Here is a 15,602-nt window from a genome sequence, read left to right on the forward strand (position 1 = left end):
CTAGTGGGAACAAGATTCCCTTAGGGAATCTTGTAGGGAAATCCGGAGACTTAGGCTCCGGATTTAGCCATGAAACCGAAGGGTTGCTGGCGTCCCTCACTAACTAAAGGAACGGTCAAGGAACTAAGAAATTTGGAGAAAAAATGACTGAATATAAAAATATCATCGTAACTGGTGGCGCAGGTTTCATCGGTTCAAACTTCGTACACTATGTCTACAACAACCATCCAGACGTGCATGTAACTGTTTTGGATAAACTCACATACGCTGGGAACCGTGCTAACATTGAAGAAATCCTTGGTGACCGTGTTGAATTGGTTGTTGGTGATATTGCTGATGCTGAATTGGTTGATAAATTGGCTGCTAAGGCTGATGCTATCGTTCACTATGCGGCTGAAAGCCACAACGATAATTCATTGAACGACCCATCACCATTTATCCACACAAACTTCATTGGTACTTACACACTCTTGGAAGCTGCTCGTAAATACGATATTCGTTTCCACCACGTGTCAACAGATGAAGTTTATGGTGATCTTCCATTGCGTGAAGATCTTCCTGGACACGGTGAAGGTCCTGGTGAAAAATTCACAGCAGAAACAAAATACAACCCATCATCACCATACTCATCAACTAAGGCTGCTTCAGACCTTATCGTTAAAGCATGGGTGCGTTCATTTGGTGTTAAGGCAACTATTTCAAACTGCTCAAACAACTATGGACCATACCAACACATCGAAAAATTCATCCCACGTCAAATCACCAACATCTTGTCAGGGATTAAACCAAAACTTTATGGTGAAGGTAAAAATGTCCGTGACTGGATTCACACTAACGACCACTCAACTGGTGTTTGGGCTATCCTAACTAAAGGTCGTATCGGTGAAACTTACTTGATTGGTGCTGATGGTGAGAAGAACAACAAGGAAGTGCTTGAGCTCATCCTTGAAAAAATGGGTCAACCAAAAGACGCTTACGACCGTGTGACAGACCGTGCTGGTCACGATTTGCGTTACGCTATTGACTCAACAAAATTGCGTGAAGAATTGGGTTGGGAACCACAATTCACAAACTTTGAATCAGGTTTGGAAGAAACAATCAAGTGGTACACAGATCACCAAGACTGGTGGAAAGCTGAAAAAGAAGCTGTCGAAGCCAACTACGCTAAGACACAAGAAGTGCTTAAATAATTGGGAAATCTATCACTTCCAAGCTAGTGATAGATTTTTCTATTAAGAAATATTAGGAGAGATGATGAATAGAAAAGAATGGATTGAATATTTTGAAGCGATTAATAATCGTAAGCCCACTATTCAGGAGTGTCAGCAGGCCCTTCTAAATGGTGAATTTGTTATGGAAGGAAAACAAGCTACTTTTTCCAACAGTGGAAAGTCTGTGACTGAAGGAGTCAGACCTTTACCGAATCAAATGACTGGTCAAATGGTCAACCCAGCTTATTCACAACAAATGGTCTTTGTTAAGAAGAAAAAGTTTGGCAAGAAGACTTTTATTGGTCTTGGGATTGCTTTATTTCTTGTTGTAGCAACAAGTCTTGGACTCTTTTTGTTTTCTTCCAAAGGAACAAACTTGGGAGGTTTGTGGGTAACTAATGATAATGTTGGTTTGGTTTATGATTTAAGTGGGAAGAAGTCAAAACTTGTTGCAGGCTATAGGGAAGAAGAAATCAAAGAAATCTCTATTGGTAATAAAGTTAGACAGGAGTTTGAAGCACGTTTAGAAGATGTCAGTAATTCAAAACTAAAAACGATTGCTGATTTTGACAAGAAATATCAATTACAGACCAAAGAGATAATACTGGTTAAGACGAAATGGGAATGGTTTGGATACTATAATCTGATTCAGAAAGATGGGACAAACTTAGTTCTAGATTTATTCTTATCAGACCTCTACTACGGATCAAGAAGTACCAAAGATTTAAAAAAGAAATGTCTTTTTCATAAGGCAGAGGTTCCAAAAGCCTTTGTTGGAAAATGGAAGACATATGATGATGAAAATGAATCAGAAGGAGAATTGACTATCTCTGAAAATGGTGTTATGACTACAGATTCTGATGATATAGATATCTTAAATGTTAAGCCTTTAGATATCTTAATTGCTAAGCCTTTAAAAGAATATCTGGCGGATCAATCAGGCAGCGCAGATAATGATAAGGTGCAAAAAGAGTTTGCTAAAATACAGAAGTCTCTTAAGTCACATGGTTATCAGGCTAAGAGTGTTAATGACATCTACCACGATGCGAGAAAGTCATACTATTATATCGTTGTAGATGGTGGTAAGCGCATTATTATCTTGGAGGATAGCTTCAACATTCTCTCCATAGGGGGTTATATTGAAAGAGAAGACAAATAGTAATTAGGATACCTCTAGCAGATAAGAAGTGCTTAGATCATATCCCAAAGTCTATCATTCCTCTAGGAGTGATGGACTTTTTTTACTTGTAAATACGACATTAACTTATGACAGCGATACAATAAATTACATAAATGTTACAAAAATTACATAAAATGCTTGATTTTTGTAACAAAATAGATATAATAGACATATAGAAAAGAGGTTTATGAAAATGAAAAGAAAAGTTATTCGTGTTTGTTCCCTTGTTTTGTTGTCTGTAGCTGTCTCTACAGCACTTGTAGGATGTGGCTCTAAGTCAGAAAAAGACACTGCATCATCATCTACAACGTCAACTTCTAAAGTTGTGAAGCCATCAGCAAAGCCAAAAGCATCTGAGAAGAAACCTGCTAAAAAGTCTAAGACAGAGGATTCATCTTCAAAGGATTCTCAAGGTCAAGAAGAAGTGAGTGCTCCTGAAGCTAGCTCTTCAAAAAATCAAGCTACAGCTGGAAATGATGCTCAAGCAGGAACAAGTGGTAGTGCTGCTTCTGAGTCAAACAAGTCTGGTCAAGCAACACCTGATACTCAAAGTGACGCTCCTGTTCCAGCAGCATTAGTGGGAACTTGGACTGGTACCAGTCCTCAAGCAACAGACATTAGTTTTACAGTTGATGCTGATGGCAACATCACTTCAAAGGCAAATTTCAATGTTGATTACGAACCCTATCGTCAAAGTTCAACAACTGCAAAAGCTGTTCAAATTTCTGGTAATCTCTACGTTTGGGAGGGTGGCGATTTTTCAACCTTGCTTCCTGGTATTACTGGACTAGGGGGAGCTGGTTTCCAAGCTAAGCCTGGTTTTATTCTTGAAAATGGAACCTACACGCCAGTTCAATTCATTTCAGACCTAGGACCAACCTTTGATTATAGCAACTACAACGCTTTCCCATTCTCATTAACAAAATAATAGGAAGAGGCTATCTGAAGAGGTAGCTTCTTTTTTGCCTCAACTCTTATCATTCATGGTCTCATTTCTGCTTAAAAAATGGTAGAATAGTTACATGCAAACAAAACCAACGTCAGCTTATGTGCACATTCCGTTTTGCACACAAATTTGTTATTATTGTGACTTTTCCAAGGTCTTTATTAAAAATCAGCCCGTTGATGACTACCTACGGGCTTTGATTCGTGAGTGGGAGCTTTTAGATATCAAGGAGCTTCGCACGCTTTATATTGGTGGTGGAACACCGACAGCCATTTCTGCGGAACAATTGGACTACCTTTTAAGTCATCTTCAGAAAAACTTGGATTTGTCAAAGCTGGAGGAATTTACTATTGAGGCCAATCCTGGTGATTTGACGGTTGATAAAATTAAAGTACTCAAAAAATCTGCTGTTAATCGAGTGTCTTTAGGGGTTCAGACTTTTGATGACAAGCACTTGCGTCAAATTGGTCGCAGTCACAATCAAGCACAGATTTATGAAAGCATTGATAGCTTGAATTCTGCTGGTTTCCATAATATTTCCATTGACCTCATTTATGCGCTACCTGGTCAAACCATGGATCAGGTCAAGGAAAATGTGAGAAAGGCACTGGAACTGGATATTCCACACCTAAGTCTCTACAGTTTGATCTTGGAACATCACACGGTCTTTATGAATAAGATGCGTCGGGGTAAGCTCAATCTGCCAACTGAGGATTTGGAAGCAGAGATGTTTGACTATATTATCCAAGAGTTGGAAAAGAATGGTTTTGAGCATTATGAGATTTCCAACTTTACCAAACCTGGGATGGAGAGTCGTCACAATCTCATGTACTGGAATAATAATGAGTACTATGGAGTTGGTGCTGGGGCCTCTGGTTATGTCAATGGTGTTCGTTATCGCAATAGAGGACCTATCCAGCATTATCTAAAGGCTATAGCTGAGGATGGTCATGCTAGACTCCAGGAGGAGCATCTGACTAAGGCGGAAATGATGGAGGAGGAGTTCTTCCTTGGTTTACGTAAAAAATCAGGTGTGTCTATTAAACGTTTTGAAGAGAGGTTTGGTTTGTCATTTTCGGATACTTATGGGGATATCGTGAAAAAACTACAGGAAGATGGGCTCTTGGTTAAGGATCCTGAGGTGGTTCGTATGACAAAACAAGGACTTTTTCTGGGAGATAGTGTCGCTGAGCAATTTATCTTGGAGGATTAGATGGGATTAAAATTTAGCATTCCTTACCAGATTCCGTTTTATGAGACGGATATCACGCATCAGGTGAAGTTACCACATTTATTGGCTTTTTCATTGCAAGTATCTGGTATGCAGTCAGAGTCTCTGGGTAATACGGATAAGGAAGTTTTTGATAAATATGGTCTAGTTTGGATTGTGACAGACTATGCGATTGAGATTGACCGTTTGCCTCGCTACAATGAAAAGGTGACCATTACAACGGAAGCCGTTTCCTATAATAAGATTTTTTGTTACCGTAATTTTTACATCACGGATGAAACTGGTCAACAAATCATGCTCTTTAAGACTACTTTTGCTCTTATGGATTATGAAACGCGTAAGGTAGCCGAAGTGCCAGATGAGGTGGTAGCACCTTATGGGGCTGATAAGACTAAAAAGTTGCTTAGAGGACCTCGTTATAAGGCTTTGGAAAATCCAATTGAGACGCTTTATCGTGTGCGTTATTTTGACCTAGACATGAATGGCCATGTTAATAATAGCAAGTACTTGGAGTGGATGTTGGATGTTTTCGATTTGGACTTTTTGACCAAGTACACACCGGCCCATATTGACCTCAAGTATGTTAAGGAAATTCATCATGGATCAGAAATTTATTCAGGTTACGAGTTTGACCAAGATAGTTTGAGCAGTCAACATCAGATTTGTGTGGATGGTAATGTTCATGCTCAGGCTATTATCCAATGGAAAGAAATAGGAGACGAGTAGGATGACATATAAAGGTTATTTGATTGATTTAGATGGAACTATTTACAAGGGGAAGGACCGCATTCCTGAGGGAGAAGCCTTCGTTAAGGAGTTGCAGAAGCGTCAGATTCCCTATCTTTTTGTGACGAATAACAGTATGCGTACACCAGAAATGGTCCAAGAGCTTTTGCGTAATCAGTGCGAATTGGAAACGCCTCTTGAGACCATTTACACAGCTACTTTGGCGACAGTTGACTACATGAACGATATGAATCGTGGCAAGACGGTTTATGTTATCGGTGAGACTGGGCTTAAATCTGCAATTGCGGAAGCGGGCTATACGGTAGATGAGGAAAATCCTGCCTATGTTGTGGTGGGCTTGGACCGTGAAGTCACTTATGAAATGTTGGTAAAAGCAACGCTTGCTATCCACAAAGGGGCTATATTTATTGGAACTAACCCAGATTTGAATATCCCAACAGAACGTGGTCTTCTTCCAGGTGCTGGTTCCCTCTTGGCCCTTATTGAGGCGGCTACCCGTGTGAAACCAATCATTATTGGTAAGCCTAAAGCTATTATCATGAATAAGGCTCTTGAAATCCTTGGGACAGAACGTAGCCAAACTATTGTGGTTGGTGACAATTACTTGACTGATATTACATCTGGCATTAAAAATGACTTTCCAACACTACTTGTGACAACTGGCTTCACCAAGGCGGAAGAGGTTGCAGGTCTACCTGTCAAACCAGACCACGTACTTGCTAGTCTAGCGGAGTGGGATTTTGATGCGAACTAAGATTGAAGCTGTACTGACTCCGATTTGGCTCCTGGCCCTGTCTATCCTAGTGACGATTTATCTGGCATGGGGATTCTATTATTTTGATATTGATTGGATGCATCTTATGGACTATGTCATTATCGGAAAGACGGAGCTTTGGCATAATTTCAATGTCCTCATGCAGTACCTGACCTTTCCTTGGGTTGGTCATCTGGCCATGCCTGATTTTCCATCGTCGGAGAGTGGGCTAAAGCATTTTCATGATGTGAAGTGGCTCTTTCATTTGGTACAGGGGTTTGTTATTCTACTGGCTTATCCCGCAGCAACTTCGCTCTGGCGAAATGTGAAGAAGGGCACCTTTGGTCTTTATCGTAGGCTTTATATGAGTTTAGCTGTTTTACCAATCCTTATTGGAGTAGTGGGAGTTTTTCTCGGATTTGATGAGTTTTTTACGCTCTTTCATGAAGCCCTCTTTCCTGGAGATAGCAGTTGGCTCTTTAATCCAATCTTGGATCCGATTATCAATGTTTTACCAGAAGAGTATTTCCTTCAATGTTTTGTGATTTTCTTTATTATTTATGAGGGGTTGATGGTGAGTTTGACCTGGTTGGCCCATAAGCAGCTTACAATGTATTTGAAAAATAAGGAGTAGTTATGTCTATTCGTGATAACCATTTGCATACCCATCATTCCTATGATTCGGATGCGAACTTTACTGACTATTTGACACATTTTGATGGCGAAATTGTAACGACTGAGCATTACGATCTCTCTAATCCTTATACCAAACAGGACGATGTGCCCGAGTACGAGGCTTATAGTCACGAAATCGAAAGTCTTAACCTCAAGTATGGCAATCGTATTAAACGTGGCATCGAGATTGGTTATTATCAGCCTAGGGAAGAGGATATTTTGGCCTTTTTGGATGGTAAGGACTATGATCTCAAACTGCTTTCTGTTCACCATAATGGGCTCAATGATTATCTTGATGATGAGGTAGCTGATATGGACAAGGCAAGCATTATTCAAGAGTATCTGGACAAGTTGGAGTACGCTATTGGTCGTGTAGACGCAGATGTTCTGGCTCACTTTGACTATGGTTTCCGACTTTTTGACGTGACTGTTGATGAGTTAAAAGCCTATGAGGAGCAGCTCAAACGCATTTTCCAGAAAATGCTTGCTAATGATTTGGCTTTTGAACTGAATGCAAAGAGTATGTATCTCTATCATCACGAAGATCTTTATCGTTATGCCTTGGGCCTTGTTAAGGATTTGGGATGTTGCAAGTATTCTATCGGCTCTGATGGGCATAAGTTAGAGCATTTCCGTCTGAACTTTGATAAGATTCAGGAGCTCTTGAGAGAATTTGATATTACTGAAGATATGATTATATAGCGAAGATGGCTTCAACTGAAGCTGTCTTTTTCTTAAGGAAAACTTAAAGGAAAAGCGTAGTTGTGGGATTTATAGAAGATTTTAAGCTTTGCTTGTTATGCTAATGTCAAGAAAAAGAAACTTATGGTTTCTATCTTATCTTTCAAAATTGGAGGTTTTCTATGAAATTTCTCAAAAGGCATGCCTATGCCTTACTCTTTACCCTTTTTCTCATGGGGGCAAATGTCTACTCTCTCTTAAAGGTCTTTGTCATTCCCTCAGCAGTCTCAACGGTTTCAGCCAATACGACTAGCTCAAGCACAGCTTCGTCGACAGCATCTACCAGCACTGGTAAGGTGACTAAGACGGATACAACTTACAAAGATGACAATATGGATATCAAAATCACAACAGGTAAAACTAGTGATACCACTTACTATGTGGCAGATATCAAGCTGTCAAGTGCTGATTACCTTAAAACAGCTTTGGCACAAAACACCTATGGGACCAACATTACTGATACCACTTCAAGTATTGCTCAGCAAAACAATGCTATCTTTGCCATCAATGGTGACTACTATGGGGCTAATCAGTCAGGTTATGTGATTAAGAATGGTCAAGTCTATCGTGATACTGATCGAAACAGTGACTATGAAGACCTTGCCGTTTACTCAGATGGTAGCTTCAAGACCTTTAAGGAAAGCGATACAACGGCTCAAAAATTGGTTGATTCAGGTGTGGTGAATACCTTTGCCTTTGGTCCAACCTTGGTTGAAAATGGCAAGGTAGCTGTATCAGAAAATGAAGAGGTTGGTCAAGCCATGGCTGACAATCCACGTACAGCCATCGGAGTTATCGAAGAAAGTGACGGCAGTGTGCACTATATTGTCATTGTCTCTGATGGTCGTACCAGTGAGTCGTCAGGATTGACTCTTTATGAAATGGCAGAGTTGATGAAATCCTATGGTGTGACGACAGCCTATAACCTTGATGGTGGTGGCTCATCAACCATGTACTTCAATGGTCAAGTCATTAACAAGCCAACCACAAACGGAAATAAAATCTCAGAAAGGGCGGTGAGCGATATTGTTTACATCGGTTACTAAAAAATCAGCCAGCAAACACTTTTTCACCTACATCGGTCTAACCATTTTCAGTCTTCTATTTACCTTTGTCTATGAACGCTTTTCTTATGGGGAATCGTCCATGTTTATGCGTATGATGTTTTTTGCACCATTGGCTGGAGCACTTATCTATCTGCTAACAGGAGTGGGAATGTCTTGGGTGAAAACACGTCTTTCAAAACTACTCTTTAATTCGTCTATTGCCGTTGTTGCTAGTGCCTGCTTGGTTAAGGGAATCGTTGAGGTTTCAGGTCGTACGACTAGCGTGGATATGCCTTATTGGTATGTTGCTGCGGGGCTACTTTGTTTGAGTATTATGACAGGATTTATTAGACCTAGAAAATTAGCTTAACCATAAGAGCTTGGAGCTGTGCTTCAGGCTTTTTGTCTTGCATTGAAAAAATATTTAGGATAAATATACAAATTATAATATGAAGAAATTATTTTAAATGGGGAATTAGCCTAAAGAAATTTTCATAAAAAATTACTGAGCCTGATTTTTTTGTGATAGGAATTTAGATAGAACGAAATCTTCTATAGTGATGAAAATACCTGAATCTATCGTATTTGCGGTGCGAGGGATTTTTGAGACATGAGGTTCAAAACTTAGGCATGGAACTTTTGGATGGCTAGAATTATCCACAGAATCATTTCACCCGCGTCCGTCATCACCTAAGAAAAGTCTCAAAAGGCTTGTTTCTGCTATTAAATATACATGATTTTCAACTTTTTATAAAAATATACAAAAAAGACTTGCTTTGTTCTGAATTTTCAGGTAAAATATACTAAAATCGAAATCGTTGATAGAAAAAGTCAGATCGTTTCACAGAGAATGCGGGAAGCTGAGAACGCATGAGATCAAAGACGACACATTCTTGAGAGCGTATGCGAACTCTGGATGACAGTAGTGTACGACGGGTGGTTCCGTTAGAGACTGGGAGTTACAAGAGAGACCTTGTGACTTCATGAGGAAGAGGGGGTGACCCCTGTTCGAATTAAGGTGGAACCACGTGCCAACGTCCTTGCAAAAGTTGTTTTTGCGAGGGCGTTTTTTGTTACACTTGCTTTTAGCATTTGTAGCTAGACGTACACTTGGTTGGAGTTGAACAGAAAGGATAAACTATGGAAATCAAAGGATTACGAAAGATTGAACCCTATGTGGCAGGTAGTCAGCCTGCTGAGAAAAATATCATTAAGTTGAATACTAATGAAAATGCCTATGGACCAAGTCCAGCAGTCCATCAAGCTTTAGCATCCTTTGATGCCCATCAGTTACGCAAGTATTCGACTTTGGATCAAGCGGCTTTACGTCAGGCCTTATCTGAACAGTTAGGTGTTCCTGCCGATCAAGTGATTATTGGAAATGGGTCAGACGATATCTTGTCAATGGCTTTTCTAGCTTTCTTTAATAGTGAGGAAGAAGTCTTGTTTCCAGATTTGACCTATGGTTTTTACAAGGTATGGGCAGATTTGTATCGCATCCCATTTAGAGAAGTGACTTTGAACTCTTCATTTGGGATTGATACTCAAGATTATCTGGTTGAAAATGGTGGGATTGTCCTCACTAACCCAAATGCGCCAACAGGTATTTATAAACCTCTCGATCAAATTGAAGAAATCGTAAAAGCCAACCAGTCGGTAGTTGTGATTATTGACGAAGCCTATATTAACTTTGGTGGGGAGACGGCCTTACCGCTCCTAGAAAAGTATGACAATGTGTTTATCACTAGGACCTTTTCTAAGGATGCCTCCCTTGCTGGCTTGCGTGTCGGCTATGGCATAGGAAGTCCTAAATTAATGGCTGTAATCAATGCCGTCAAGAATTCGGTCAACCCCTATAATGTGGATAGCATTGCGGAAGTCTTGGCGACTGCAGCGGTTAAGTCATGGGACTACTATGAGGACACTTGCGCAAAGATTATGGCAACACGTGACTGGTTTAGCCAAGAATTGCAGGCGATTGGTTTTGATATCCTACCTTCAAAAACTAATTTTGTTTTGGTCAAACCTCACGGAGTGACTTCAGGTCAATTGTTTGACTACCTCCAAAGTAAGAAAATTTATGTCCGTTATTTTCCAAAAGTGGAGCGTATTTCAGACAGACTACGCATTTCTATTGGGACGCAGGATGAGATGGAGCGCGTATTAATGACAATACAGGAGTTACAAGCATGAAAAAAACGACATTAGCCTTAGGAATGCACGATAAACTTTTCAAACGTGCCCGTACCATGTATCAGATTGAACACCGTATCTGTGACTTGTTGATGACAAAGGGCTTTCTTCGGATTGAGACACCAACCTTAGAGCATTTCGAAGTCTTTAGTGATCTTGTGGACAATGGTAACTATAATTTCTTTGATAAAAATGGAGAGCTTGTTAGTTTACGTCCTGATATTACCAGCCAAATTGGGCGTGTGATTGCTTCGACTCAAGTTCATACACCGATTAAATTTTCTTACTCTGGAAAAGTCTTTAACTACAATGAGGAGATGCGTGGCTTGTCCAATGAGCATACGCAGGCTGGTGTGGAAATCATTGGTTTTCCAGTTCATCAGGCATTGGAAGAAGCAATAGCTTCTGCTAAAGATGCTCTAGATGTTGCAGGGGTCAAAAATTACAAGTTTGAATTTTCACATGCTCGCCTCCTACAACTCATTTTTGAAGAATTAAACCTTCCAGATGTAAAAGAAGCAGAGTTGGCGGCCTATATCCGTGACAAATCGATCACCGGTCTTAAGGAGTTCACCAAAGAAAATCCAAGTCAATATGACAAGGTCTTGGAGCAGTTACCCTTCTTGTTTGGTGAGACAAATGCTGTCCTGACCAAGGCTAGACAGTTAACAGACAGTGAAGCCTTTTTGACAGCCTTGGATAGTTTGGAAGTTTTAACTAATCGTTTATCAGATAGTCTCCCAGAGACGACGCTTGATTTGGCTCAATTGCCAGCAGTGCCTTACTACACGGGCATGATGTTTAAGGTCTTCGGTGACAAGGTACCAGATGCCTTTGTATCAGGTGGCCGTTACGATAAACTATTTGAACGCTTTGGAGCTACCGAGTTAACAGCAGTTGGCTGGGCCATTGATATCGACTCAGTTTATCAAGCAGTACATGACGATGTAGAATTTGGAGGTGACTTGGATGACTAGCAATCAAATCACAATTGCCTTGACCAAGGGACGTATTGAGAAAGATACGGTTAAATTACTGGAAAAAGCTGGCTTTGATATGTCTTTCATGGCCGATAAGGGACGTAATTTGATTTTCGAGAGTCCTGATAACCGGTTCCGTTTTCTCTTGGTCAAAGCTCCAGATGTGACTACCTATGTTAGACACGGTGTTGCAGATATTGGGATTGTCGGTAAGGATGTTTTGGTCGAACATCCGACAGGTTATTTGGAAATGTTAGATCTTAATTTTGGTCTTTGTAAATTCTCCGTAGCATCAACAGAAGACTATAACCCTGATGACCATAAGCGAAAACGTATTGCGACCAAGTATCCAACCATTGCGACGGATTATTTTAATCAAAAGGGTGAGGATGTCGAGATCATTTCGATTCAAGGGAGTGTAGAGATTGCCCCTGTTATTGGTCTAGCGGATGCCATTGTCGATATTGTGGAAACAGGGAATACCCTTGTTGCAAATGGCCTAAAAGTTTATGAAGATATTTGCCGTATTTCAGCACGAATGATTGTGAACAAGGCTTCTTTGAAAAATAACAAGGAAGTCCTGCCATTCATTCGTAAGATTGAATCACTTGTAGGGAACGAGGAGGTACCGTTCGAATGAAACGATTAACTGGAACAAATAAAGAAATTGCTGAGCTTCTTTATCAGGAGCAATTGGAACTTTCAAAAGAAAATAGAGACGTTGAAAGCACGGTTCAAGCCATTATTGAGGATGTCAAAAAACGAGGAGACGAGGCCCTTCGTGACTATTCAGCTAAATTTGATAAGGTTGACTTGACTGATTTTGAGGTTGGACAAGATTTGATTGATCAGGCCTTTAAAGAGATTGATCCAGAGGTTTACCAAGCCCTAGTTAATGCCAAAGAAAACATTGAATCTTACCACAAGCATCAGTTGGAGGCTGGTTTTGAGGACCAACCAAGTGAGGGTGTTATTCGTGGTCAATTGATTCGTCCCATCAATCGTGTAGGTGTTTATGTGCCTGGAGGAACTGCGGCTTATCCATCATCAGTTCTTATGAATGTCATCCCTGCTAAAATTGCTGGGGTTAAAGAGATTATTATGATTACGCCGCCACAAGAACACTTTGTTCCTGCAATTCTAGTAGCCGCAAAATTGGCTGGTGTGGATAGCATTTATCAAGTCGGTGGGGCTCAAGGGGTTGCGGCCTTGGCTTTTGGTACAGAAACGATTCCAAAGGTTGACAAGATTACAGGTCCCGGTAATATTTTCGTGGTGACTGCTAAGAAGCAAGTTTACGGTATTGTCGGTATTGATATGATTGCAGGACCATCAGAAATCGGTGTTATTGCTGATAGTAGCGCTAATCCAACCTATGTGGCAGCCGATCTCTTGTCTCAAGCAGAGCACGATACACGTGCACGCGCCATTTTGGTAACAGATTCTCAAGCCTTGGCTGATGCAGTTGAAAGTGAGATTGAACGTCAACTCAAGCTTTTGCCACGTGAGGCGATTGCTCGTCCATCTATCGAAAATAACGGCCGAATTATTATTGCCAATGATACAGATGCTATGTTTGAACTCATGAACTTGGTTGCGCCAGAACATTTGGAAATTGCTATGGACAAGGCCTATGATTATCTAGAAAAAGTGGAGAATGCTGGTTCCGTCTTTCTTGGTCACTTTACCAGTGAACCAATTGGTGACTACTATGCTGGTGCCAATCATGTTCTTCCAACGACAGCAACCAGCCGATTTTCATCAGCTTTAGGTGTGCATGATTTTGTCAAACGTATCCAATATACGCAGTATGACAAAGCAGCAGTCAATAAGGCTCAACACGATATCACAACCTTGGCTTACGCGGAAGGTTTGCAGGCCCACGCTAAGGCTATTGAAGTCAGAAACGACAATAATTGAGAGAGTAGAGGAAGAAGTTATGAGACAAGCAGAAATTGAACGTAATACCTTTGAAACCAAAATTAAGTTAAGCCTCAATTTGGATGCTCAAGAACCAGTAGATATTCAAACAGGTGTCGGATTTTTTGACCACATGTTGACCTTGTTTGCCCGTCACGGCCGTATGTCTTTGGTGGTAAAGGCTGATGGCGACCTTTGGGTTGATAGTCACCACACCGTTGAAGATGTCGGTATTGTCCTTGGTCAAGCTCTTAAAGAGGCCTTGGGCGATAAAGCAGGTATTAACCGTTATGGAACGGCTTTTGTACCTATGGATGAAACCCTCGGAATGGCAAGTTTAGACTTGTCTGGACGTAGCTACTTGGTCTTTGATGCTAGTTTTGATAATCCAAAATTGGGTAATTTTGACACAGAATTGGTAGAAGAATTTTTCCAAGCCTTGGCTTTCAATGTTCAGATGAATCTCCATCTCAAGATTCTCCACGGAAAAAACAATCACCACAAGTCAGAAAGTCTCTTCAAGGCAACAGGACGTGCCTTGCGTGAGGCAATCACAGTCAATCCTGACATTCACGGCGTAAACTCGACAAAGGGGATGCTATGATTATCGTCATTGATTACGATGCGGGCAATACCGCCAATGTTCTGCGGGCCCTTGAAAAGATCGGTGTGACTGCAGAATTGTCTGCCGATAAAGAAAAAATCTTAGCTGCAGATGGTCTGATTTTACCTGGTGTGGGTGCTTATCCAACAGCCATGGCAGAGCTTGAGCGAAGAGGCTTGGTAGCTGTTATCAAAGAGGCCGTAGAAAAGGGAGTTCCACTTTTAGGAATCTGCTTAGGCATGCAGATTTTAACGGAAAAAGGGCTGGAACATGAGGAAACAAATGGTCTTGGTTTTATTCCAGGTGTTTGCCGTGCTATTCCTGCTAGCAAGGAGCAGCCTGTCCCACATATGGGGTGGAATGATTTGGCTGTTAAGCAAGCCAGCCCTTTGACAGATGGTTTAGACGGCCAAGCTGTCTACTTCGTTCACAGTTATTTCACGGATGTCCCTAGCCAATATATTGATGTTACCGCAGATTATAGTATCGAGGTGCCAGCCATGATCCATAAAGACAATGTTTATGGTGCCCAATTTCATCCTGAAAAATCAGGGGATATTGGCTTAGGTATTCTTGAAAAATTTGCAGGTTTATGTAAAGCCTAGAAGCTAGTGAGAGCAAAGACTTTTTAGTTAGAAAGGATGGTAGGGGAGATGCAAATTCTACCAGCAATTGATATTAAGGATGGACAGGCTGTTCGTCTCTTCAAAGGAGATTTCAACCAACAAACCGTTGTTAATCCAGACGTTATTGAACAAGCAAAGACCTTTAAGGATGCGGGCATTCAATTTATTCACGTCGTGGACTTGGACGGTGCCCTTGATGGTCGTGCCACTAACCGTGACTTGATTGCAGAGGTCAAGAAGGTTTCTGGACTTGGCATCGAAGTTGGTGGCGGTATCCGTACCGTGGAGCAGATTCGTGATTATTTGGCAGTTGGCATCGACCGTATCATTATCGGTTCAATGGCCGTTAAAAATCCTGACTTCGTTAGAGCAGCTTTAGAGGAATTTGGTGCTGATAAGATTGTCGTGGGTATTGATGCCAAGGCAGGTCTAGTCGCTACTGAAGGCTGGTTGGAAACCAGCAATGTGGACTATATTACCTTGGCCAAGGAAATGGAAAAGATGGGCGTAACCCTCTTTGTCTATACTGATGTTGATCGAGATGGCACACTGACAGGACCCAATCTTGATCACTACAAACGTTTGGTATCTGAACTCACAACCGCCAAAGTCATCGCTTCCGGTGGGATTGCAGAAGTAGCCGACTTAGATCACCTACAAGAGATTGGTGTGGCAGGAACCATTGTCGGTAAAGCTTACTATAACGGTAATATCACATTAGACCAACTCAAGTCTTTCGGAGGTTAAG

The 15,602-nt window shown here is 41.0% G+C and carries 17 protein-coding genes; all 17 read left to right on the top strand.

Translation table 11 applies throughout. The features are described 5' to 3' along the window. Positions 1–143: 143 nt before the first annotated feature. The 17 genes from rfbB (at position 144) to hisA (ending at position 15,601) form a co-directional block, all read left to right on the top strand. Positions 144–1,190, top strand: coding sequence for a dTDP-glucose 4,6-dehydratase (gene rfbB, locus LG375_RS00390; protein WP_002884100.1), 1,047 nt, complete (start codon positions 144–146; stop codon positions 1,188–1,190). Between the two features lie 64 nt (positions 1,191–1,254). Further along, entirely contained in the window at positions 1,255–2,370 is a 1,116-nt protein-coding gene (locus LG375_RS00395) for a hypothetical protein (RefSeq protein ID WP_037600546.1), read from the top strand. Positions 2,371–2,578: 208 nt separating this feature from the next. After that, complete coding sequence (locus LG375_RS00400; RefSeq protein WP_225745053.1) at positions 2,579–3,319, top strand: hypothetical protein; 741 nt, start codon at positions 2,579–2,581, stop codon at positions 3,317–3,319. A 94-nt stretch (positions 3,320–3,413) separates the two neighbouring features. After that, entirely contained in the window at positions 3,414–4,550 is a 1,137-nt protein-coding gene (gene hemW, locus LG375_RS00405) for a radical SAM family heme chaperone HemW (protein WP_225745054.1), read from the top strand. Beyond that, the gene (locus LG375_RS00410; protein WP_225745055.1) at positions 4,551–5,294 is read left to right on the top strand and encodes an acyl-ACP thioesterase domain-containing protein; all 744 of its coding nucleotides are present in this window, start codon (positions 4,551–4,553) and stop codon (positions 5,292–5,294) included. 1 nt (position 5,295) lies between these two features. Further along, positions 5,296–6,069 (top strand): TIGR01457 family HAD-type hydrolase, encoded by a 774-nt coding sequence (locus LG375_RS00415; RefSeq protein ID WP_225745056.1) that lies wholly within the window; start codon positions 5,296–5,298, stop codon positions 6,067–6,069. Continuing rightward, positions 6,059–6,703 carry a TIGR01906 family membrane protein gene (locus tag LG375_RS00420; protein ID WP_225745057.1) on the top strand — a complete coding sequence of 215 codons (645 nt, stop codon included), beginning with the start codon at positions 6,059–6,061 and terminating at the stop codon, positions 6,701–6,703. The genes LG375_RS00415 and LG375_RS00420 overlap by 11 nt, the downstream gene beginning before the upstream one ends. Positions 6,704–6,711: 8 nt before the next feature. After that, positions 6,712–7,446, top strand: a complete 735-nt coding sequence (locus LG375_RS00425; RefSeq protein WP_183137354.1) for a PHP domain-containing protein — start codon at positions 6,712–6,714, stop codon at positions 7,444–7,446. A 161-nt stretch (positions 7,447–7,607) separates the two neighbouring features. After that, positions 7,608–8,531: a phosphodiester glycosidase family protein gene (locus LG375_RS00430; protein WP_060971463.1), complete on the top strand. Its 924-nt coding sequence runs from the start codon at positions 7,608–7,610 to the stop codon at positions 8,529–8,531. Next, entirely contained in the window at positions 8,512–8,901 is a 390-nt protein-coding gene (locus LG375_RS00435; protein ID WP_073950534.1) for a hypothetical protein, read from the top strand. Before LG375_RS00430 ends, LG375_RS00435 begins: the two co-directional genes overlap by 20 nt. A 770-nt stretch (positions 8,902–9,671) precedes the next feature. Next, the gene (hisC, locus tag LG375_RS00440; RefSeq protein WP_225745058.1) at positions 9,672–10,724 is read left to right on the top strand and encodes a histidinol-phosphate transaminase; all 1,053 of its coding nucleotides are present in this window, start codon (positions 9,672–9,674) and stop codon (positions 10,722–10,724) included. After that, positions 10,721–11,701 carry an ATP phosphoribosyltransferase regulatory subunit gene (locus LG375_RS00445; protein WP_225745059.1) on the top strand — a complete coding sequence of 327 codons (981 nt, stop codon included), beginning with the start codon at positions 10,721–10,723 and terminating at the stop codon, positions 11,699–11,701. Before hisC ends, LG375_RS00445 begins: the two co-directional genes overlap by 4 nt. Continuing rightward, positions 11,694–12,344, top strand: a complete 651-nt coding sequence (gene hisG / locus LG375_RS00450) for an ATP phosphoribosyltransferase (RefSeq protein ID WP_021144333.1) — start codon at positions 11,694–11,696, stop codon at positions 12,342–12,344. Before LG375_RS00445 ends, hisG begins: the two co-directional genes overlap by 8 nt. Then, positions 12,341–13,624 carry a histidinol dehydrogenase gene (hisD, locus tag LG375_RS00455; protein ID WP_225745060.1) on the top strand — a complete coding sequence of 428 codons (1,284 nt, stop codon included), beginning with the start codon at positions 12,341–12,343 and terminating at the stop codon, positions 13,622–13,624. The genes hisG and hisD overlap by 4 nt, the downstream gene beginning before the upstream one ends. 19 nt (positions 13,625–13,643) lie before the next feature. Continuing rightward, positions 13,644–14,228 (top strand): imidazoleglycerol-phosphate dehydratase HisB, encoded by a 585-nt coding sequence (gene hisB, locus LG375_RS00460; RefSeq protein WP_008534357.1) that lies wholly within the window; start codon positions 13,644–13,646, stop codon positions 14,226–14,228. After that, entirely contained in the window at positions 14,225–14,833 is a 609-nt protein-coding gene (gene hisH, locus LG375_RS00465; RefSeq protein WP_073689298.1) for an imidazole glycerol phosphate synthase subunit HisH, read from the top strand. The genes hisB and hisH overlap by 4 nt, the downstream gene beginning before the upstream one ends. Positions 14,834–14,881: 48 nt before the next feature. Then, on the top strand, positions 14,882–15,601 hold the full coding sequence (gene hisA / locus LG375_RS00470; protein WP_073689297.1) for a 1-(5-phosphoribosyl)-5-[(5-phosphoribosylamino)methylideneamino]imidazole-4-carboxamide isomerase: 720 nt from the start codon (positions 14,882–14,884) through the stop codon (positions 15,599–15,601). Position 15,602 lies beyond the last annotated feature (1 nt).

The sequence above is a fragment of the Streptococcus sp. Marseille-Q3604 genome, from assembly GCF_916619785.1.
In the GTDB taxonomy this organism is placed as follows: Bacteria; Bacillota; Bacilli; order Lactobacillales; family Streptococcaceae; genus Streptococcus.

What these genes read in the sequence shown, in the direction of transcription:
- LG375_RS00445 (WP_225745059.1), top strand. Translation starts at nt 10,721, where the DNA reads ATGAAAAAAACGACATTAGCCTTAGGAATGCACGATAAACTTTTCAAA.
- LG375_RS00415 (WP_225745056.1), top strand. Translation starts at nt 5,296, where the DNA reads ATGACATATAAAGGTTATTTGATTGATTTAGATGGAACTATTTACAAG.
- LG375_RS00395 (WP_037600546.1), top strand. Translation starts at nt 1,255, where the DNA reads ATGAATAGAAAAGAATGGATTGAATATTTTGAAGCGATTAATAATCGT.
- LG375_RS00400 (WP_225745053.1), top strand. Translation starts at nt 2,579, where the DNA reads ATGAAAATGAAAAGAAAAGTTATTCGTGTTTGTTCCCTTGTTTTGTTG.
- LG375_RS00430 (WP_060971463.1), top strand. Translation starts at nt 7,608, where the DNA reads ATGAAATTTCTCAAAAGGCATGCCTATGCCTTACTCTTTACCCTTTTT.
- rfbB (WP_002884100.1), top strand. Translation starts at nt 144, where the DNA reads ATGACTGAATATAAAAATATCATCGTAACTGGTGGCGCAGGTTTCATC.
- hisB (WP_008534357.1), top strand. Translation starts at nt 13,644, where the DNA reads ATGAGACAAGCAGAAATTGAACGTAATACCTTTGAAACCAAAATTAAG.
- hisG (WP_021144333.1), top strand. Translation starts at nt 11,694, where the DNA reads ATGACTAGCAATCAAATCACAATTGCCTTGACCAAGGGACGTATTGAG.
- LG375_RS00410 (WP_225745055.1), top strand. Translation starts at nt 4,551, where the DNA reads ATGGGATTAAAATTTAGCATTCCTTACCAGATTCCGTTTTATGAGACG.
- hisD (WP_225745060.1), top strand. Translation starts at nt 12,341, where the DNA reads ATGAAACGATTAACTGGAACAAATAAAGAAATTGCTGAGCTTCTTTAT.
- hemW (WP_225745054.1), top strand. Translation starts at nt 3,414, where the DNA reads ATGCAAACAAAACCAACGTCAGCTTATGTGCACATTCCGTTTTGCACA.
- hisC (WP_225745058.1), top strand. Translation starts at nt 9,672, where the DNA reads ATGGAAATCAAAGGATTACGAAAGATTGAACCCTATGTGGCAGGTAGT.
- LG375_RS00420 (WP_225745057.1), top strand. Translation starts at nt 6,059, where the DNA reads ATGCGAACTAAGATTGAAGCTGTACTGACTCCGATTTGGCTCCTGGCC.
- hisH (WP_073689298.1), top strand. Translation starts at nt 14,225, where the DNA reads ATGATTATCGTCATTGATTACGATGCGGGCAATACCGCCAATGTTCTG.
- hisA (WP_073689297.1), top strand. Translation starts at nt 14,882, where the DNA reads ATGCAAATTCTACCAGCAATTGATATTAAGGATGGACAGGCTGTTCGT.